Source organism: Acinetobacter sp. RW6 (genome assembly GCF_041956835.1).
In the GTDB taxonomy this organism is placed as follows: Bacteria; Pseudomonadota; Gammaproteobacteria; order Pseudomonadales; family Moraxellaceae; genus Acinetobacter; species Acinetobacter calcoaceticus.
Window position 1 is genome coordinate 3,088,243 of record NZ_CP167121.1, and the last position, 19,706, is coordinate 3,107,948.

A 19,706-nucleotide genomic window follows, 5' to 3' on the forward strand; every position below is an offset into this window, starting at 1 on the left:
GTTTATGCTCACACATTTAACTTTAATTAATTTTGCATTAGCTGATCATTTAGCTATTGATATAGAACAAGGATTTAATGTTCTAACAGGCGAAACAGGTGCCGGAAAATCATTATTACTGGATGCACTTTCTGCCTGTCTAGGGGAACGTACCGATACGAATTATGTCCGTTATGGTTCAGACAAAGCGGATATCACCGCTGTTTTTACCTATCAAAATAATAGCCCTGAAGAAAAATGGCTACAAGAACACGAGCTAGATGATGATTCTGGGGAAATTCATTTACGCCGTGTTATTTTTGCAACTGGACGTAGTAAAGCATGGGTCAATGGCCGCCCTAGCAGTTTATCTGAACTCAAAGAATTGGGCCGTTTGCTCGTTCAACTCTATAGTCAACACAGCCAGCAGCAGCTTCTTGAGCCACCTTATCCAAAGCATTGGCTAGATCGTTATAACAATTTTTATGTTGAAGCGAATGATGTACGTGAAGCCTATAGCTCATGGCAACGTACCATTCGTTTGCACCAAGCAGCCTTAGATGCACAAGCAACCCGTCTACAACGGATTGGTACTTTAGAGCATCAAATCGAGGAACTTGAAGAGGTTGTCCAAACCGACTATAAAGAAATTGAGCAAGAATTTGATCGTCTTAGCCATCATGAACATATCATGCAAGACTGTAGCTACAGCTTAAATGTCTTAGATGAAGCTGAGCAAAATATTACTCAAGAAATGTCTTCGATTATTCGCCGTCTAGAATCTCATGCCGGGCGTAGTGATCAACTTTCTGAAATTTATAACTCTTTGCTCAATGCTCAAAGTGAAATAGATGATGCAACAGCGAACTTGCGTCAATTTATTGATCGTCAGAGCTTTGATCCAGAGCGCATGGAAGAACTCAACTCTAAACTTGAGGTTTTTCATCGTCTGGCACGCAAATACCGGACTCAACCGGAAACACTTAAAGAAGAATATGAAGCTTGGCAACGTGAGCTTGAGCAACTACATCAACTTGAAGACCCAGAAACACTGGCAGAGCAAGTTGAAAAGTCGCATGAGGAATTTTTAGAAAAAGCTCAGCATTTAGACAATATTCGTCGTGAAGCTGCCGCTCCGCTCGCTAAACAATTAACTGAACAAGTGAAACCTTTAGCGTTACCAGAGGCACACTTCGAGTTTAAGTTCGAACCATTAGAACAACCAGGGGCAGAGGGTTTAAGCTTCATTCAACTTTTATTTACTGCGAATAAGGGTATTCCTCCACAACCACTGGCACGAGTGGCATCTGGCGGTGAGCTTTCTCGTATTGCACTCGTGATGCAAGTCATGAATGCTGAGAAAACCGAATCTGAAGTTTTGGTGTTTGATGAAATTGATGTCGGGATTAGTGGCGGCACCGCAGAAGTTGTGGGACGTTTACTTGCCGACTTAGCGCAACATGTCCAGCTTTTATGTATTACTCACCAAGCACAAGTTGCTGCACAATCTGATCAGCATTTATTAGTGAAAAAACAACAAACTGACCCAGCCAGCAGTACAATTATAGAACTTGATGAAAATCAAATCATTTTTGAGTTAGCTCGCATGTCAGGTGGTGTTGAAATTAATGAAACAACCTTGCAGCATGCAAAACAATTACGCCAACTTAAATTTCAGGCTTCTTCAAATTAATAAAGAAAATGAGAGAAAAAGATTGGCGAAATCCGATTAACTCTTGTATGTTGATAAAAAGAACCTATATAGATAAAAGGGTCGAGAGGCCTTCTAGTGACATTTTTTGAGGGAGAACCGCTTAGGTGACCAAACAATACCTGACTCACCGTTGTCTGATTGCCCCGCCAGAAATGGCAGATGACTTTTTTGCAAACACTGTAATTTATCTTGCCCGTCATGATGAGGAAGGTGCTCAAGGCATTATTATTAATCGTCCTTCCGGTATTCAAATTAAAGAATTACTCAATGATCTCGACATTGAAGCTGACAATGTAAATCCACATGCGGTTTTACAAGGTGGTCCTTTACGTCCTGAAGCTGGATTTGTTCTACACACTGGACAACCAACATGGCATTCATCTATTGCTGTAGGTGAAAATGTTTGTATTACCACCAGTAAAGATATTCTCGATGCCATTGCCCATAATGAAGGTGTCGGCCGATACCAGATTGCATTAGGCTATGCAAGCTGGAGCAAAAATCAGTTAGAAGACGAAATTACGCGTGGTGACTGGCTCATTTGTGATGCCGATATGGATCTGATTTTTAACCTGCCTTATGACGATCGTTGGGATGCAGCTTATAAAAAAATTGGTGTAGATCGTGCGTGGCTAGCATCTGAAATCGGACACGCTTAATGACCGAAACACAATCAAAATCGATTATGGCTTTTGACTTTGGCACTCAAAAAATGGGAATGGCGATTGGCCAGTCTTCAATTGAAAGTGCCAACCCTCTCCCTCTATTTGTCATGAAAGATGGTATCCCGAACTGGGATCAACTCTTAAAAATCGTGAAAGAATGGCAACCTGATTTATTTTTGGTTGGCCTTCCCCTAAATATGGACGATAGCGAGTCAGAACTCTCTACACGTGCTCGGAAATTTGCGAGACGTTTACGTCATCAAACCAACATAGAAACGTTGATGGTAGATGAGCGTTTAACGACACGTGAAGCAAGAGAAGAGTTAGGTTTTTACCAAGAACAAGGTCGAGCAAAAAAGCTATCAGCAGATAGTTTTGCAGCTGCACTACTCATTCAGAGTTGGTATCGAAATCCAGTCGGTTTAACACCCTAAGATTTTAAAAAAGAAGGAAGGCTAAAGCCTTCCTTCTTTTTTACTTCTCAACAATATGTACGGTAGCAGTTCGTCCCGAGACAAAAGCAAGCTGATTCTTCGGTGTTTCATCTAACATGATCTTCACGGGTACACGCTGTGCTAAACGAACCCAGCTAAAGGTTGGGTTTACATTGGCAAGAAGCTTAGAGCTACTTGAACGCTCACGATCTTCAATTCCCGATGCAATACCTTGTACATGACCTTTAATTTTTTGGTTATCACCCATTAACTGTACAGTGGCCTGATCACCGACATGAATACGATTTAATTTGGTCTCTTCAAAGTATCCCACGACATACAGCTGTTTACGGTCAAGTAATGCAGCAACCGCTTGGCCTACTTGAACATAGTTACCTGGGCTCATATCAAAGTTAGATAAAGTACCATCCGCTGGTGCAACCACTGCGGCACGATGCATATTAAGCTCAGCCAAATGTAAACTGCTCGTTGCTGCCTCAATCAAGGCCTGCTGTTGCTTAACAGTTGCTTCTGCTTGTTCAATTGCTGCTTGTAGTTGCTCATGCTCGGCATGCGATTGATCACGTGTTGCAAAAACCTGATCTTGTTCTTGTTTTGAAATCGCCCCATCCATTAAGTTTGAATAGCGGCTCGCATTTTTTTCAGCTAAACGAATATTGGTATCTGATTTAATCAGATTTGCTTTTGCTTGAGCTAAGCCTGCTTGTGATTGAGCAAATGCTGCTTTCGCTTTTGCTAAATCAGATTTTGCTTGCTCTACATCTAAAGCTCGGCGAGACACATCAATTTTAAAGAGTACCTGCCCCTTCTTCACACTCTGGTTATCTTGAACCAAAACTTCTGTGACAAGGCCGGCTACATCCGAAGATACTTGAATAACGTCACCACGAACTCGACCATCTCGTGTCCACGGCGCTGCATTATAGTAGTTCCACAAATGCACAATGGTATAGACCGCAACCATTAATGCGACAATCAAAATTACTGGACGGATGACTTTTTTCAAATCCACCTGATTCATTTCACTCACCTAACTCAATCTTTAATTTCGCAATCATCTCTATGCACCAACCCCAACAAAAATTTGATGTATCACCAAGAGCAATAAAAGGTAAAAACACAAATTAAAAATACTAGGTAATGCAATCCAGCCTTGTGCAATCCACTTGTTGGTTAAAACACTTAATCCACGAAAACATATATATGCCAAGAGGGCTTGAACGAGCAAAGAAGGCACGTAAATGCCATAAACATTAAACTCACCCATTTGCTGTGGCTCCTCTAAAGGTACTGTTTTCATTCATTTGATCTGATGAAACATGACACATGCTATAAGCAATATTGTTAAGTGAAATAAGTAATCTTTGTCGCATAGTCATATCGTCAACATTTGAAGCAAGCTGTTTTAGTTCAAATAAAGCTCGATGGATTTTTTCCACTAAAACCACAGTATTGTCTGCATCATTTTCTTTAGCTCTAAACAGTTCATCCAGATTCTGTTGCAGATTTCCGATGTGATGAGCCAGTTCTGAATTTTGAGGGAACTGATTCGCCAGTTCTTGTAATCTACTTAAATCGACAATACTGCTCGACTCAATCAATGCTTGCTGAATTGAGGTTTTAATCTCACTAGATTGCACTACTTTACTGTTAAGAATTCCAATTCGGTCCAGCATACTGCGCAGGTGAACTTTAAAATCAAGACCATAAGGTAAATAGATCGCTTGTCTCATTGCACGATAATGCAAGGCCAAAATACGGCTGGCACTGGTGTCTGGAGACATTGCACGAACAACGTCAATGACAACTAAAGACACCAAGACACCCAAGATCATGGCAAAAGAACCATCAAGATAAGACACTGCATCCATGCTATAAGCATTGTGCAGGTTTAGTCCCATCATGGTATTAATACCCAAAACCATACCCACTGGCATAAGCATCTGGTTAGCCATCATAGAAACTGCAAACAGGAACATAGGTAATAAAACCAGTCCAAGCTCCCAGAATGTAGTGACATGAGGGAAAATACCAAATGCATAAACGAAGACTAAAACTGCTGAAGCGATACTGCCCCAGATAAAAATACGCAAAACTGGAACGGGATTATCTAAGGCCGTTAAAATACAGGCCGTTACTGCGCCCATTTGCGCCATCATAAATCCAGCTTTCCATCCAGAAATAATCCAGCCCCCAGTCACAATAAATGTAATAAGGACTGCACTGATGCCACCTCGGATAGCCACACCATGATCACGGTGTAAACTTGGATATTTAGTGGTCATTGGGGTAATGTTGTCAGGGATTTCTTTATTACCTTGCTGAATTCGCTGCCACAAGACTTTAACCGCTAAAACATTGCTAATGAAATGACGTACATCCATTTTCATAGCTGCGACCAAAACTTGCTGATGTGTAGAAGCCGATTCCATCAAACTTGCAAAATCACATTCAAACTCATCAGGTAACTGCAAAATATTTTCATCAATAATCAGATCTTTTTGCTCCAGAAAATGTACAACATGCGCTGAGAGCTGTTGCAGTTTTTCTGAATGAGTTTCGATAAACCGAAGCTCTTGAAGTTGCTTAATACGTTCAGATAAAGCGACCAGATTAGCAACCACCATTGAGATTTGATGAAGCATTTCCTGCAAGGGTTTGGTCATACCATGCAACTCACCCTTTTCATAACTCAAATGTACTGCCAAAGCATGAATATCGGTGGTGTCACGAGTAATGGTCGCTAAAAGTTGAGTATTGTTCTGCTGCGGATCAGCAATTAATAAATTAGCAAACAGATTTTCTGTATCTTTAAGCGTTTTGATGACGCGCTGCTTAATCGCAGAACCAATGTGCATTGGAAGAATAGTGGCAGAAACCACAGCACTTGAAATCACCCCAATCGAAATCTCTATGACCCGAGCTAAAGCAATATCAAAAATATTGTATTGATCAATATACGTAATCGCATTGAAGACAATCATGGCTGTCGAATAACCCGCCAGCATAAAAGCATAACTGCGTGGAGTCCGGTCAAGTAAAGACACATAAAGCGCAAAACCTACCCACAATGACAACACCACAGTAAACAACCAAGGTGTATTAATTAGATGTGGCGTTAGCGTTAAGGCAATCACAGCCCCACCAATCGTCCCTACCACACGGTAGACGCACTTAGAGGACACCATTCCTGAATAAGGATTGGCAATAATCAGGACCGTACCAATCGACCACATCGGGTTAATCAGATCTAATTCAAATGAAACAAATAACGCCAACATTCCGGCAATAAATGTTTTTATTGCAAAGATCAGATCAAGCCTACTCGGGCGAAACGCCAGTATTTGCTTTAATAACATGAACTCATCTCAAATACAGATTTGAACTGATGAGCATGCCCTTCAATGTTAAATTGCCTTTCTAGAGACAACAAAACTGTGCCATTTGCCTAAAAGCAAATGAGATGAGGAGCATCCTTCAATACAATGATTTTTCCACATCCTGCCTGATTGGCCCAGATGATTTCAATTTGGACGTTATTTAAACGGCCAAACTTTGGAAAGAAGAGGTATCAAGAAATTCGCCTAGAATCGACCAATTTCTCGATTAGATATTTTGTTTGGCAATTTTTTCAAAATAAAGCGATTTAGTCAACTAAAATATCTCTATTTGATAATTTGATATATTTTTTGATAATCATATATGATGTATAAGCCAAGAGAAGTTTTCTCTTTGTCAGAGTAAAATACTCAAATCAGGCATTTATTTTAGAATTGAGACAAATTTTCTTTTTTTCTGTTATAAGAACTCAAACATGACTCTTTGTTAAAGGATACGAACAAGACGCTATGGCAATTTCAAGTTTTGGCAAAATTTTAACCGTACTGGACCTATTTTCAGTTTCGCGTCCAATCATTAATGTCGATATTATTTGCGAAGAGCTTGGCTTGTCTAAACCAACCAGTTACCGTTACCTGAAAGAACTGGTGTCTACTGATCTATTAAAACGCATTAATGGAACGTCTGGCGATTATACCTTAGGCTCAAAAATTGCAGTTCTTGATTATATTTCCCGAACCACTGATCCGTTAGTTCAAATCAGCACACCATTTATGCGAAACATTGTGGAGCGTACCGAACTGTGCTGCTTGCTCACCTATTTAAATGATGACTATTGCATTGACATTCATCATGAAATATTTAAAGACACCGAATTACTGTCATATGGCCGAGGCTGCCCAAGACCTATTTACGTTGGGTCATCTCCAAAAACGATGGTTTCGCATTTAAGTAAACAACGGATGCAGGACTACTATCATCGTTACCAGCAAGAATTAAAACAATCAGGTTTTGCTGAAGATGAACCAAGCTTTATTCAACGTATGCGTAAAATTAAAAAACAAGGGTTCTATTTCTCACAAGGTGAGATTGACCCAAATGTTTCTGGCCTTGCCGTTCCAGTTCGTTTTTCGAACAAAGAGGTACCTTTAGCTTTAACTTTAGTTGCTTCTAAAAATCGTTTTGATTTTTTAAATGTTGAAAAGCTCACCGAAATTTTGCAAGAAAATGCAGCACTTATTGAACAACGTTTTATGGAGTTATCTGAAAAAGGTGAAATTTAAAACCCGACTTTATGATAATTTAACCTTTTCTTACATTTTAATACATTGAATATCTCACAATATTCTCATATTATGATTTTAGCTCTTATTGATGATTCTTTTCATCAGCAGCTCATCAATAGAAGCATCCCCCTCAGAGGAATAAGCTCATGTTGCCATCATGGGCTTTTTTCTTGCCCAATTTTTAATGAAAGTCATGAAAACTGAAACTGCCTGAAAGTAAGATTAATACGCGGCTGTAAAATCTTTGTTGAGCGATTTAAACGATGTTGCCAATGTTGTTGCGTTTCACCACGCATCACGATGAGTTGGCCTGGCTGTAGCCACAATTCAACTTTTTCTTTACTTTGAATGTGTTTAAAAGAAAATTTACGGCTAGCACCAAAACTTAAAGATGCAATCGTTGTGGTTTTTGCTAAAGAAACATCCGAATCACTATGCCAAGCCATACCTTGTGTTCCATCTTCATAAAGGTTTGCTAAGCAGGAATTAAATGTTTCTGAAAGCCGCTGTTCTACCAATTGTTTGAGTTTGGCAAGCCCTCGATCCCAAGGCAAAGAATCACGAATGACACCCGAATATTTATATTGATAATAATTATCTCCATACCATGCCACTTTTCGGGGGGTGATAAAGTGCTTGCCATACAACTTAGCCTCGTCATGTTTCCACGCGAGATGTTGGTAAAGATAGTGAAAATATTGTTCGGCTTCTTCTAGGCTTAAAATACAACCATAGTCCTGAACTTCACCATCATAAGGTAATAAATTTTCACAAGGCTCTGGAGCAAATAAATCCAAGGTCATTCGGTCTCTCCATGTTGCTTTGACATCTCCCAAGCTAACAATGCCAATTTACGCCCCTTTTGCCAATGATATTCTCCGACCATGCCTGTTGCATGTATCACCCGATGACAAGGAATCAAATATGCAATCGGATTTTGTCCAATCGCTGTAGCAACAGCTCTGACAGCCTTAGGCTTTCCAATCTGTTCGGCAATCTCTTGATAAGTCCGCAATTGACCTTCTGGAATGGTCAGTAGCGCTTCCCAGACTTGCAATTGAAATGGAGTTCCAGCCAAATTAAGCGGAAGTTTCTGCTGTAAGTGTTCTGAGAAATCTTGTTCAAACCACTGCGCAATTTGTTGATGCCAAATCGGCGCCTGATTTTTTAATTGAGCTTTAGGGAACTGCTGTTTAATTATTTCTTCGATATGTTCACGAGTATCGATAAAGCGAACAGAACATATCCCTTTATCGCTACTTACAACCAGCAACTCACCAAAGGGACTCGTTTCAATCGAATAATTAAGTGTAACCCCTTCACCTTGCAGTTTATATTCACCAGGCGTCATGCCTTCAAGCTGAATAAACAAATCATGTAAACGACCGGTACCAGACAAACCCGTGTTTAAAGCAGTGTCTAACAAACTGCGTTGCTGCATCAAATAATATTTTGCCTGCTGCAAACTCATATATTGAACAAATTTTTTCGGGCTAATACCCACCCATTCTTGAAACTGACGTTGAATATAACCTGAACTTAAATTCATATGACTCGCAACATCGTCCAGACTGGGTTGCTGGTCCAGATGTTCATATAAATATTCAATTACAGTGGCAATTACAGCAAATTGCCGAGAAGAAAGCATTTGCATGTGTCACCTCCTTAGCACTTATATCTTACATTAAAGTACCTAAAGCTCGGTGACGACCCGATTCTTGCACTATCCGAAAATAAAAAAGCCTTTCATTATAGAAAGGCTTAATCATTCAATCTGAAATTAAGGTTGCTTCAAATAAGGCCAAGCTGCTCTTAGGTAAATAAACATTGACCATAAAGTAAGAATCACAGCGGTATATAACAAGGCATATGCTAGCATTTCTAAAGGCTGCCAATTAAGTAAAAACACACTGATGGCAATCATCTGAAAAGCTGTTTTATATTTGCCTACTGTCGATACAGCCACACTCGTTCTTGCGCCAAGCTCTGCCATCCACTCACGTAAAGCAGAAACTGTAATCTCTCTTGAAATAATGACAATTGCAGCAAAAGCCATTGATATGGTGGGATTCCACTGCACCAAAACAATCAGTGCTGCTGCCACCATAAGCTTATCTGCAACTGGATCTAAAAAACGGCCAAATGCTGAAGTCTGGTTTAAAGTTCGTGCCAAATAGCCATCAAACCAATCGGTAATAGCAGCAAACACAAAAATTGCAGTCAAGATAATATGACGACTCATACTTCCTTCTTGCTCACCAATACCCATTGCAGGCGGCCAATACGCAATCACCAAAAATACAGGAATAAGCGCGATACGCGCCAAAGTTAGGATATTTGGGATATTCAGGATTCGCCCTGTGGTCATAAACACCGCCAATTTAGTCTTCAAGCATCTTGTAACAGACAAAAATACATTCTTCAATATTGTATCTATCTGTAACAGCCACTTTATACGAAATATATGAATCGAGGAAGTAGACTGCTTAGGTAAATACCGTAACAGTTTGCCGTAAAATTGCAATTAAATGATCATTTTGATCCCATAAATGCGCATATTCTGTGGAATAACCTTCACCAGCATATTCAGTTACCACTTTATATTTAAACCAGTCACATAGTTGATGCTGGATCGGATGCACATAGGTAATGTGCCAAGTTAAAGAACTTGCAGGAGCAACTTGTTTAAACATCGGCAATACACCGGGTGGCCAAATATCCATCAAAACAATTAAATCTGGCAAAGTCATTTGACGATTTAGATGCTTTTCTGGAGAAAATCTTGACCATCCTCCAAAGTCAGCATACTGACTTCCTGTAACAGGATAATGACCTTCTGCCCAGCATACATCAAAATGTTGATAGCATTCTGGCATTTGTCTAGCAAAAGGAAGAGGTTGTAAGTCTTCTGGCTGTGCATATACTGGAACAATAGGTTCTTGGCGTACTTCAATATTCGAAGTGCGAGGCACACCAAAGCTTGCGACCAAAATAGTTTGTACAGCACCATCTTGCCATAAACGGGTTTCAAGCGTAGTGACCGACTTTCCTTCCCTTAAAATTTCAATAGTCAATTGGGCAGGTCCTTGCTGTACAGGGCCCACAAAAGTAATACTACAACTTAATAATCTTTTATTTGGGTCGTGAATATTTAAACATGCTTTTTGCATCAACAACCCTGCAACAAAACCACCAAAAACCGTGCGGCCTTGTAACCATCCTTCAGGTATTTCAATCCATTCCTTTTCTTTTATTTCTTCAAATAATCGCAGCAATGACATTCCTTTCCCTAAAACGAAAGTGTTATTAGGAAATATCTTTCATCATTTTGATTGGAATGTGAATGGTCAATCATTTAGTAATTGGCGAGTTATTTTGCCACTCACATTATTCGCATGATTACTCATGGAGAATTTTATAAATTGTTCTGGCCATCATCTCACCAAAGCCAGGCACAAGTGTGAGCTCTTTTTCAGACGCTTTTAAAACACCTTGAATCCCACCAAAATGAGTCAATAAATCTCGACGGCGTTTCGGTCCCAACCCCGGAATTGCTTCTAAAACCGATGTACTACGACGTTTATCACGTTTAGCTCGGTGTTTAGTAATTGCGAAGCGATGGGCTTCATCACGCACCTGTTGAATCAAGTGCAATGCTTTATTGTCTTCTGGTAATTGAATTTTCGTGCCATCAGTAAAATGTAGGGTTTCAAGTCCTGGTTTACGCCCTTCACCTTTAGACACCCCCACCATAAAAGCATCAAGCCCAAGTTCTTGCATGACGTCCATCGCCATGTGAAGTTGACCTTTACCGCCATCAATCAACAACAGATCAGGCAATATGGCTTTTTTATAACGTCGTGTTAAAGCTTGGCGCATGGCAGCGTAATCATCACCACCAGTAATATCTTGAATGGCAAATTGGCGGTAATCACGCTTACGAGCACCACCTTGGTCAAACACCACACATGACGCAATTGGAGCTTCACCCATGGTGTGACTAATATCAAAGCATTCAATACGATCGACTGGTCGTCCAATCACTTGTTCTAACTGATGAAAACGTTCATTGAGTTCTAAATGATTACTCAGCTGTCCCTTAATGGCATGTTGAACGTTCATTTCAGCAAGCTCTAGCCACTCCGCACGAGTTTCTCGCACACTACTCTTAATTTGCACCTTCTTACCAAACTGCTGTGCCAATGCTTCTTCTAACTCCTTACGATCAGGTAATGCAATATTCACAATGAGTTCATTTGGAACTTCATCTGCAACCTGAAAGTAAAAGTTAGCCATAAAGTCACTGAGCATTTGGCCAAGATCATCGCCAAGCATGTCTGGGAAATAACTTTTACCTCCCAACATTCGTCCATTGCGTACATACATAATTTGCACGCAAGTCACGCCAGCCTGATATGCAATTGCCAGAATATCCGCCTCACCTTTAACCTTAAAAACAGCCTGTTGTGCTTGTACTTCACGAAGCAAAGACAATCGGTCGCGGTAAAAAACAGCTTTTTCAAATTCAAGTTCAGCCGCGGCTTGCTCCATTTTGGCAATGAGCTCTTGATTTAACTCTTTGGTGTCGCCTTGCAAAAAGCGAATACTGTTATTAACGTCTTCTTTATAATCTTCGGGTGAAATCAGACCTACACACGGTGCAGAGCAACGCTTGATCTGATATTGCAAACATGGGCGTTTGCGCTGTGAGAAATAGCTATTTTCACACTGACGAACATTAAAAAGTTTTTGCAAAACCAGTAAAGTATCGCGAGCGCTATAGGCGCTTGGATAAGGTCCAAAGAACTTCCCAATTTGATGCTTCCCTTTACCACGACCGCTCGCAAGCCTAGGATAGGGCTTATCCGACGAAACAAAAATATAGACATATGACTTATCGTCCCGCAGCATGATGTTATAAGGCGGACGATGTTGTTTAATTAGGTTTTGTTCTAAAAGTAATGCTTCGGTTTCTGAACGTGTTACCAAAGTTTCAATATTATAAATTCGTGCAACCAAAGCCTGAGTTTTAGGATGCTCAATCGTTTTAACAAAATAACTCGACACCCGATTTTTTAGGTTTTTTGCTTTACCGACATATAACAATTCACCCTCTTTCCCTAGCATTTTATAAACGCCTGGAAGTTGAGTCATATGGGCTAAAATTTTTTCAATATGGGGACGAGCGTTTTGATTCACTATCGGCAGACATGGCTTAATACTGAATAGCTAATGTGATGTTTTAACCGCTACTTTTCAAGTGCTTTACTGTGCCAGAAGCCAAATTTGAAAAGAGATTTGGATATGGCGCGACAGAATATGTCGTATTCGCTTAAGAATCGAGACGATAGTAGCTATATTTCATATCTTTTTCTTTATAGACCGCATAGGTTTTTTGGCGAAAATCCGAGAACCAGCCATTGCCTGTATAACCCGCAATATGACCATATGTGTGGCCACTTGTCCGCTCAATAATATAGATATCACCTTCTTGAGGACGGTTAAAAGCAGGTTTAATTTTCTTATAGCCATTCTTCTCAAGCGTATGCCCCCAATCAGAGGCAGCTACTGGGTGCTTAGACACATCGGCTCCTGCGGCTTGTAAAGCAATACGAATATTTTTGGCACATTTTTCTTTACTATGCTGTGCCGACATGCTTTCAAGCTTACTTGAGAACTTATGCAAATTAATATTTTGATCTTCAGATTGCTGTCTTTTAGCATCAGATTTTTTATGTTTTTCAGACGTCGGAGCTGCTTGTCTTAGCATCACTTTCATTTTTAAATCATCCTGAGAGCTTTCTTCTTTTCTCACTTTGATATGGTGAACATGTGCATGAACTGCGTGATGAGCATGAGCCATTTTAAAACCTACTTCCGCTAACCAGTCTTCGAAAAAACCGCGCCATTGTAGAATCAAAATTGCTTATTGGTTTTTAATAGTTGTAACAAATTGCCAGCACTGTGAAATGAGTCACAAAATCCATTAAGTATTGTATAACATAAAAAAACGCCCTTTTGGGCGTAATAAACAAAACTATTTATCTATAATTACTGGGTCAAAGTCTCCACTTACAAAAACAGAATACTTATCTGTAAGTGGTCAATTGCATTCATTTCAATACGACTGACCAAGCATTTATAAAGAGTTTTAGATTAATTTAAATTATTTAAATAAACCGTTCGCTCTATAGTTTTTTGAGTAAAGCACTGTGTATATTGCATCTCTTGGTTTTGCTGACGCATTTCAGCAGTCCAATAATTCGATTGTTTCTGATAAGTTTCTAAATCTTTTTCAGCAATGTCATCAACACTTTTTTGTGCCAGTACCTTACATTCAACATCGCGTTTTTCAAACCAGTCGGATTGATCTTGTTTAAATTGAGTTTTTTTATCAGCACTCAATTTATCCCAAGTCTGATTTAAGCGTTCTACTTGCTTAGCTTTTTCGGCATCCAATTCTTTTTTACGGACATCCATGGCTTTCTGTGCCAATTCAGTCTGTGCATTATAATTTTCTGCAGATTGCTTATCATCCTCTACACGACTTTTTTCATAACGCTGATTTTCTTCAACATAAGCCGCATATTGCACAGCTTTGGTTGCTATAAAAACTACACCCTCTATGACAATATTTTGATTTGGTAAATTAAACACCAAACCCTCTTTATCTGTTTTAGTAATGTTATAGAAAAAATCACCTTTTAATTGGTCATGTTCAAGGGTCAAAGGTGAATCATTATCCGAAAAATAGTCATTGAGTGTATATATCTCATCACTATTATACTGTTGCTCTTCAAGATATGCTTTTTCCGCACGTTTTTGTAAACCTTTAGGAAATGAAATGACCAATTGGCTTTCACAACTTAATTGTGTATTTTTCTGACTCTCATCTTCTAATGGTAAAGTGCGAATATTTTTAATTTCAAACTTCAATCCTTGATTAATTTTATTAAGGATATCCGCATCAACCTGATATTGACTTTGTCTTAAACTGCGTTCGATTTGTTTCAAATACTCTTTTTTCAATGAGGTTTGAATCTGATTTAAATTTTCAGGGTGTGTACAGCTCCAATCCGAAATTGTCTCAACTTTATCTGTTTTTGATTTTGGCTCTGGCTTAGATTTTCCACATCCAGTCAATATTACTGCTGCACTGAATGTAGTTATTACTAAAGCTTGTTTCATCACCGTATTCATTTATATTCCACGCAAATTTTTAAATTTATCAAGTACAAGAAAGGTATATATTTACCAGTTGCATTATCATCCCAATAATTAATATAAAATTCACCTAAAATTTTAAATAAAAATACTATCCGCTCTAATAATCATCTTTTTAAGTGCGGAAAAATAAATGCAAATTATTTAAATAATCAAAATAAAAAAACGCCCTTTCGGGCGCTTTTATTAAAATACATATGGTCGAACAAAAATCAGGAAGAAAATCCCAAGCATCAGGAACCATTTTAAAAAGTAATATAACTTACGGTTTTTAGCTTTTAATGCTTTAGCTTTAATACGAATTTGGTAAACATAACCAAACGCTTTATTTAAACCACCTGTTTGGTCACCTGTTTCATTCGGTGAACTTGCCGCAGTCATCACACTACGACCAAACCAATGGTTGAAACGTTCCATCCATTTCACTTTCATTGGACGTTCAACATCTGCAAAGAAAATGATACGGTTTTGATCAGTCTTATTTTCAGCATAGTGAATATAAGTTTCATCAAACACTACACTTTGACCATCACGCCAAGAGTATCTTTCACCATCGACATCAATAAAACAACGGTCATCATTTGGTGTAATTAAACCCAAGTGATAACGTAATGAACCAGCATATGGGTCACGGTGTCTTACTAAACGGCTATCAGGTGCAAGTTCAGTAAACATTGCGGCTTTAATCGTCGGTAATGTTTTGAGTAATGCCGTAGTTTTTGGACAAAGCTCGGCAGCCGATGGATGGCTTGACTCATACCATTTTAAATAAAAACGTTTCCAGCCTGTTTTAAAGAATGAGTTAAAACCTAAATCGTTATAAGTACTCGATGCTTTAATCCCACCTTGATCATATAAAGCTTTCGCTTCATCACGAATCATTTCCCAATTGTCATCCAACACTTTTAAATCTTTAAAATGCTGAGTGTCGATATAAGGCTGATTCGGCACCTTTGAAAAGATGTACATTAAAAAGTTAATCGGTGCGAGCAAGGTTGAATGGTCAAAAAATTGACGATAAAACGAGTGACGCACTTTGCCGCGATGTTGGATATACAATGCTGATATCACAAAAATCGCTAATATGATCCACTTAATCATATTGCTACTCTTTTAAAAGATTGGGGCAACTTCACCTTATATTTAAGGTAATAGAAACCGGAGGTTTATTTAATTGGCGCAAATTTTAACAAAATTGACTTATAAAAAGCCAATGTAAAAAAATTAAGTCAAATGATAGAGATCATACTTTAAATAAAAAAAATAAATATACGTTATTTTTCTATAACTTTAAGAGAGTTAAAATTCATGAATGTTCCTAATATTATTTACAGACTAACCTACTAACAATTGACATTTTTGACAAAAAGTTAAGCTTTAAAATTTAATCGTTTTTATATAAAAATTTGATAATTCCAATGCGTTATAAAGAAAAATTTAAATTAAAACAAATGACTTTGGTTTACATCTATCTTTATGATTTCTTTTATGCATTTACTAGAGATGAATTAAATAAAAAATAAGATGACCCTTGCGTCACGGCTTGATACAACTTGTCAGGTTTTTTTTAGATATAGTTATCGTAAGATTAGCGAAGCATAAATGTGTACCGAAGCTGTGCACACGCTTCATAACATCAATTTAGAAGTCCTCCAAAACCAAGGAGATCAGGCATGATCCACGCTGGCAATGCCATTACCGTCCAAATGCTTTCGGACGGAATTGCAGAATTCCGCTTTGACTTACAAGGTGAGTCGGTCAATAAATTTAACCGTGCAACAATTGAAGATTTCCAAGCTGCTATTGCTGCGGTAAAAGCAAATAATGATATTAAAGGCTTAGTTGTTACCTCTGGCAAATCAACATTTATTGTTGGGGCAGACATTACCGAGTTTGGTGAAAACTTCGCTCAAGGTGAAAAAGCGATTGTTGACTGGCTTATGCCTGTTCACGAAATCTTCAATAGCTTTGAAGATTTAGATATTCCAAAAGTTGTTGCTATTAACGGTATGGCGTTAGGCGGCGGTTTTGAAATGTGTTTAGTGTGTGACTATCGAGTGATGTCAGAAGCTGCACAAGTGGGCTTACCAGAAATTAAACTTGGTATCTACCCAGGTTTCGGTGGTAGCGTACGTTTAAGTCGTGTTATCGGTATCGATAACGCTGTTGAATGGATGGCAATGGCTGCTCCTAAAAAACCGGCTGCTGCACTAAAAGATGGTGCTGTAGATGCGGTTGTAGCTGCTGATAAATTACTTGATGCTGCAATGGACTTGGTTAAGCAAGCAATTTCTGGTCGTTTAAACTGGAAAGCAAAACGTCAAGAAAAACTTGATGCTGTAAAATTGAACCCGCTTGAGCAAATGATGGCGTTCAACACAGCAAAAGGTGCAGTACTTGCTAAAGCGAATCCAGCTCAATACCCTGCTCCAAAATTATTACTTGATTCATTACAAGCAGGTGCAAGCCTTGCGCGTGACGAAGCATTAAAAGCTGAAGCTGAAGGTTTTGCGAAAGCAGCGATTACTCCACAAGCTGGTGCATTGATTGGTTTATTCCTCAATGACCAAGTTGTTAAGAAAACTGCTAAGAAACATGAAAAAGGTGCTCATCCTGTAAACCAAGCAGCTGTACTAGGCGCTGGTATCATGGGTGGTGGTATTGCCTATCAAGCTGCAAGCAAAGGCACTCCAATTATCATGAAAGATATTGGTAACCCACAACTTGCACTAGGCATGTCAGAAGCGAATAGCTTGTTAACTAAACAAGTTGAACGTAAGAAAATGAAACCTGCGCAAATGGGTGAAACGCTTGCACGTATCCGTCCTACTTTAAGCTACGATGAGTTTAAAGAAGTCGACATCGTGATCGAAGCGGTTACAGAAAATCCAAAAGTTAAAGAAATCGTTCTTGCAGACACAGAAAAGCATGTTCGTGAAAATACGATTATTGCGTCTAACACGTCTACAATTTCAATCACGCGTTTGGCGAAAGCTTTACAACGTCCTGAAAACTTCGTAGGTATGCACTTCTTCAACCCAGTTCACATGATGCCGCTTGTAGAAGTAATTCGTGGTGAAAAGACTTCTGAAGAAGCAATTGCAACTACTGTTGTTCTTGCTCAAAAAATGGGTAAAACACCAATCGTTGTAAACGACTGCCCAGGGTTCTTGGTTAACCGCGTATTGTTCCCTTACTTTGGTGCATTTGACCTTCTTGTAAAAGACGGTGCAGACTTCCAGCAAGTTGACAATGTGATGTCTAAGTTTGGTTGGCCAATGGGTCCTGCTTACCTCATCGACGTTGTAGGTATCGACACAGGTGTACATGGTGCAGAAGTAATGGCTGAAGGTTTCCCTGACCGTATGAAGCCAGACTACAAAGGTTCAATCCAAGCAATGTACGAAGCTAAACGTCTTGGTCAAAAGAATGACGTTGGTTTCTATAAATACGAACTCGATAAGAAAGGCAAGAAAGCAAAAACTGTTGATCCAACAGCGTATGAAATCATTGCTCCTTTCGTAACGGGTGAAAAACGCGAGTTTGATAACCAAGAAATCATTGACCGCATGATGCTTGCTTTCTGTAACGAAACAGTTCGTTGCTTAGAAGACAACATCGTTGCAACTGCAGCTGAAGCTGATATGGCAATGATTATGGGTGTAGGTTTCCCTCCATTCCGTGGTGGTCCATGTCGTTATATCGACCAAACAGGTGTTGCTGAATACGTTGCGCTTTGCAACAAATATGCGCACTTAGGTAAGGCTTATGAAGCGCCACAAATGTTGCGTGACATGGCTGCTAACAACAAAAAATTCTACGGTTAAGGAGCAACGTGAATGGCTACTTTAAATCCACGTGACGTTGTCATCGTTGATGGCGTACGTTCTGCAATGGGTAAAACCAAAAACGGTATGTTCCGCAATGTACGTGCTGACAGCTTATCTGCTGAATTAGTTCGTGCACTCGTTGCTCGTAACCAGTTTGATACCAATGAAGTTGAAGACTTGATCTGGGGCTGTGTAAACCAGACTCTAGAGCAAGGTATGAACATTGGCCGTAACATCGGCTTATTGGCTGACCTACCAAAAACTGTGGCAGGTCAAACGGTAAACCGTCTTTGTGGTTCATCTATGCAAGCGCTTCATACTGCTGCCGCACAGATTGCAACTAACCAAGGTGATATCTTCATTATTGGTGGTGTAGAGCACATGGGTCACGTAGGTATGATGCACGGCATCGACTTAAACCCAGAAGCATCTAAACACTATGCTAAAGCATCTAACATGATGGGCTTAACAGCTGAAATGTTAGGTCGTATGAATGGTATTAGCCGTGAAGAGCAAGATGCATTTGGTGTTGAATCTCATCGCCGTGCTTGGGCTGCAACACAAGAAGGTCGTTTCAAAAACGAAATCGTTGGTGTTGAAGGTCACGACGCAAATGGCTTTAAAATCCTTTGTGACATCGATGAAGTGATTCGTCCAGACGCAAACCTTGAATCATTCAAAGCATTACGCCCTGTATTCGATCCGAAAGGCGGTACTGTAACTGCGGCTACATCTTCAGCTTTATCTGATGGTGCTTCTGCAATGTTACTTATGTCTGCTGAGCGCGCACAAGCATTAGGTTTAAAACCACGCGCTGTGATTCGCTCTATGGCAGTTGCAGGTTGCGACGCTGCAATCATGGGTTACGGTCCAGTTCCAGCAACTCAAAAAGCGCTTAAACGTGCTGGTTTAACGATGGCTGATATTCAAACTATCGAGTTAAACGAAGCATTTGCTGCTCAAGGCTTATCAGTAATGAAAGGCTTAGGCGTTTATGATAAGCAAGACATCATTAACTTAAATGGTGGTGCGATTGCTTTGGGTCACCCACTAGGCTGTTCTGGTGCTCGTATCACCACTACGTTGTTAAACGTAATGGAACAACAAGATACTCAAATCGGTCTTGCGACCATGTGTATCGGCCTTGGTCAAGGTATTGCAACGATTATCGAACGTGTTTAATTAACACCACGATAAAAAAATCCCCGCTCAAT

The 19,706-nt window shown here is 39.5% G+C and carries 18 protein-coding genes and 1 pseudogene; 6 read left to right on the top strand and 13 right to left on the bottom strand.

Translation table 11 applies throughout. The features are described from left to right. Window positions 1-4: 4 nt before the first annotated feature. From recN to ruvX, 3 genes are all read left to right on the top strand, one after another. Complete coding sequence (recN, locus tag ACB088_RS14600) at window positions 5-1,672, top strand: DNA repair protein RecN (RefSeq protein ID WP_375037302.1); 1,668 nt, start codon at window positions 5-7, stop codon at window positions 1,670-1,672. A 125-nt stretch (window positions 1,673-1,797) separates the two neighbouring features. Further along, window positions 1,798-2,352, top strand: coding sequence for a YqgE/AlgH family protein (locus ACB088_RS14605; protein ID WP_003654562.1), 555 nt, complete (start codon window positions 1,798-1,800; stop codon window positions 2,350-2,352). Further along, window positions 2,352-2,792 (top strand): Holliday junction resolvase RuvX, encoded by a 441-nt coding sequence (gene ruvX / locus ACB088_RS14610; protein WP_002115066.1) that lies wholly within the window; start codon window positions 2,352-2,354, stop codon window positions 2,790-2,792. The genes ACB088_RS14605 and ruvX overlap by 1 nt, the downstream gene beginning before the upstream one ends. 40 nt (window positions 2,793-2,832) lie before the next feature. Here the strand turns inward: ruvX and ACB088_RS14615 are convergent, their stop codons facing one another. The 4 genes and pseudogenes from ACB088_RS14615 to ACB088_RS14630 all read right to left on the bottom strand — a co-directional run bounded on the left by ACB088_RS14615 (window position 2,833) and on the right by ACB088_RS14630 (window position 6,294). Beyond that, window positions 2,833-3,834, bottom strand: coding sequence for an HlyD family secretion protein (locus ACB088_RS14615; protein WP_092710043.1), 1,002 nt, complete (start codon window positions 3,832-3,834; stop codon window positions 2,833-2,835). Window positions 3,835-3,873: 39 nt separating this feature from the next. Then, window positions 3,874-4,080, bottom strand: a complete 207-nt coding sequence (locus ACB088_RS14620; RefSeq protein ID WP_004640831.1) for a DUF1656 domain-containing protein — start codon at window positions 4,078-4,080, stop codon at window positions 3,874-3,876. Further along, on the bottom strand, window positions 4,073-6,172 hold the full coding sequence (locus tag ACB088_RS14625) for an FUSC family protein (RefSeq protein WP_375037303.1): 2,100 nt from the start codon (window positions 6,170-6,172) through the stop codon (window positions 4,073-4,075). Before ACB088_RS14625 ends, ACB088_RS14620 begins: the two co-directional genes overlap by 8 nt. After that, window positions 6,163-6,294, bottom strand: a pseudogene (locus ACB088_RS14630) (hypothetical protein). Before ACB088_RS14630 ends, ACB088_RS14625 begins: the two are co-directional and overlap by 10 nt. A 367-nt stretch (window positions 6,295-6,661) precedes the next feature. Here ACB088_RS14630 and ACB088_RS14635 point away from each other — a divergent pair. Further along, complete coding sequence (locus tag ACB088_RS14635; RefSeq protein ID WP_003654555.1) at window positions 6,662-7,435, top strand: IclR family transcriptional regulator; 774 nt, start codon at window positions 6,662-6,664, stop codon at window positions 7,433-7,435. A 194-nt stretch (window positions 7,436-7,629) separates the two neighbouring features. Here the strand turns inward: ACB088_RS14635 and ACB088_RS14640 are convergent, their stop codons facing one another. The 9 genes from ACB088_RS14640 to lpxO all read right to left on the bottom strand — a co-directional run bounded on the left by ACB088_RS14640 (window position 7,630) and on the right by lpxO (window position 15,763). Continuing rightward, window positions 7,630-8,241 (bottom strand): alpha-ketoglutarate-dependent dioxygenase AlkB, encoded by a 612-nt coding sequence (locus ACB088_RS14640; protein WP_375037304.1) that lies wholly within the window; start codon window positions 8,239-8,241, stop codon window positions 7,630-7,632. Then, window positions 8,238-9,092 carry a methylated-DNA--[protein]-cysteine S-methyltransferase gene (locus ACB088_RS14645; protein WP_375037305.1) on the bottom strand — a complete coding sequence of 285 codons (855 nt, stop codon included), beginning with the start codon at window positions 9,090-9,092 and terminating at the stop codon, window positions 8,238-8,240. Before ACB088_RS14645 ends, ACB088_RS14640 begins: the two co-directional genes overlap by 4 nt. 126 nt (window positions 9,093-9,218) lie before the next feature. Further along, window positions 9,219-9,806, bottom strand: coding sequence for a CDP-diacylglycerol--glycerol-3-phosphate 3-phosphatidyltransferase (gene pgsA / locus ACB088_RS14650; protein ID WP_004640822.1), 588 nt, complete (start codon window positions 9,804-9,806; stop codon window positions 9,219-9,221). 118 nt (window positions 9,807-9,924) lie between these two features. Next, the gene (locus ACB088_RS14655; protein ID WP_375037306.1) at window positions 9,925-10,719 is read right to left on the bottom strand and encodes a thioesterase family protein; all 795 of its coding nucleotides are present in this window, start codon (window positions 10,717-10,719) and stop codon (window positions 9,925-9,927) included. A gap of 118 nt (window positions 10,720-10,837) precedes the next feature. Next, window positions 10,838-12,637 (bottom strand): excinuclease ABC subunit UvrC, encoded by a 1,800-nt coding sequence (uvrC, locus tag ACB088_RS14660; RefSeq protein ID WP_004640818.1) that lies wholly within the window; start codon window positions 12,635-12,637, stop codon window positions 10,838-10,840. A gap of 133 nt (window positions 12,638-12,770) precedes the next feature. Then, on the bottom strand, window positions 12,771-13,301 hold the full coding sequence (locus ACB088_RS14665; protein ID WP_375038813.1) for a CHAP domain-containing protein: 531 nt from the start codon (window positions 13,299-13,301) through the stop codon (window positions 12,771-12,773). A gap of 293 nt (window positions 13,302-13,594) precedes the next feature. Then, window positions 13,595-14,638 carry a DUF1311 domain-containing protein gene (locus tag ACB088_RS14670; protein WP_375037307.1) on the bottom strand — a complete coding sequence of 348 codons (1,044 nt, stop codon included), beginning with the start codon at window positions 14,636-14,638 and terminating at the stop codon, window positions 13,595-13,597. Beyond that, window positions 14,635-14,757, bottom strand: coding sequence for a hypothetical protein (locus tag ACB088_RS14675; RefSeq protein WP_080547775.1), 123 nt, complete (start codon window positions 14,755-14,757; stop codon window positions 14,635-14,637). The genes ACB088_RS14670 and ACB088_RS14675 overlap by 4 nt, the downstream gene beginning before the upstream one ends. 91 nt (window positions 14,758-14,848) lie before the next feature. After that, on the bottom strand, window positions 14,849-15,763 hold the full coding sequence (lpxO, locus tag ACB088_RS14680) for a lipid A hydroxylase LpxO (protein WP_198496430.1): 915 nt from the start codon (window positions 15,761-15,763) through the stop codon (window positions 14,849-14,851). 572 nt (window positions 15,764-16,335) lie between these two features. On the opposite strand from lpxO, the gene fadB reads away from it, so the two are divergent. Both fadB and fadA read left to right on the top strand, forming a co-directional pair. Continuing rightward, window positions 16,336-18,489: a fatty acid oxidation complex subunit alpha FadB gene (fadB, locus tag ACB088_RS14685; protein ID WP_375037308.1), complete on the top strand. Its 2,154-nt coding sequence runs from the start codon at window positions 16,336-16,338 to the stop codon at window positions 18,487-18,489. Between the two features lie 12 nt (window positions 18,490-18,501). Beyond that, on the top strand, window positions 18,502-19,674 hold the full coding sequence (fadA, locus tag ACB088_RS14690; protein ID WP_004640802.1) for an acetyl-CoA C-acyltransferase FadA: 1,173 nt from the start codon (window positions 18,502-18,504) through the stop codon (window positions 19,672-19,674). The last annotated feature ends 32 nt before the right edge of the window (window positions 19,675-19,706 follow it).

Bases quoted from the DNA above. Each gene is read 5' to 3' on its own strand.
- recN (WP_375037302.1), top strand. From the start codon at position 5: ATGCTCACACATTTAACTTTAATTAATTTTGCATTAGCTGATCATTTA.
- ruvX (WP_002115066.1), top strand. From the start codon at position 2,352: ATGACCGAAACACAATCAAAATCGATTATGGCTTTTGACTTTGGCACT.
- ACB088_RS14615 (WP_092710043.1), bottom strand. From the start codon at position 3,834: ATGAATCAGGTGGATTTGAAAAAAGTCATCCGTCCAGTAATTTTGATT.
- ACB088_RS14620 (WP_004640831.1), bottom strand. From the start codon at position 4,080: ATGGGTGAGTTTAATGTTTATGGCATTTACGTGCCTTCTTTGCTCGTT.
- ACB088_RS14625 (WP_375037303.1), bottom strand. From the start codon at position 6,172: ATGTTATTAAAGCAAATACTGGCGTTTCGCCCGAGTAGGCTTGATCTG.
- ACB088_RS14635 (WP_003654555.1), top strand. From the start codon at position 6,662: ATGGCAATTTCAAGTTTTGGCAAAATTTTAACCGTACTGGACCTATTT.
- ACB088_RS14640 (WP_375037304.1), bottom strand. From the start codon at position 8,241: ATGACCTTGGATTTATTTGCTCCAGAGCCTTGTGAAAATTTATTACCT.
- ACB088_RS14645 (WP_375037305.1), bottom strand. From the start codon at position 9,092: ATGCAAATGCTTTCTTCTCGGCAATTTGCTGTAATTGCCACTGTAATT.
- pgsA (WP_004640822.1), bottom strand. From the start codon at position 9,806: ATGACCACAGGGCGAATCCTGAATATCCCAAATATCCTAACTTTGGCG.
- ACB088_RS14655 (WP_375037306.1), bottom strand. From the start codon at position 10,719: ATGTCATTGCTGCGATTATTTGAAGAAATAAAAGAAAAGGAATGGATT.
- ACB088_RS14665 (WP_375038813.1), bottom strand. From the start codon at position 13,301: ATGGCTCATGCTCATCACGCAGTTCATGCACATGTTCACCATATCAAA.
- ACB088_RS14670 (WP_375037307.1), bottom strand. From the start codon at position 14,638: ATGAATACGGTGATGAAACAAGCTTTAGTAATAACTACATTCAGTGCA.
- lpxO (WP_198496430.1), bottom strand. From the start codon at position 15,763: ATGATTAAGTGGATCATATTAGCGATTTTTGTGATATCAGCATTGTAT.
- fadB (WP_375037308.1), top strand. From the start codon at position 16,336: ATGATCCACGCTGGCAATGCCATTACCGTCCAAATGCTTTCGGACGGA.
- fadA (WP_004640802.1), top strand. From the start codon at position 18,502: ATGGCTACTTTAAATCCACGTGACGTTGTCATCGTTGATGGCGTACGT.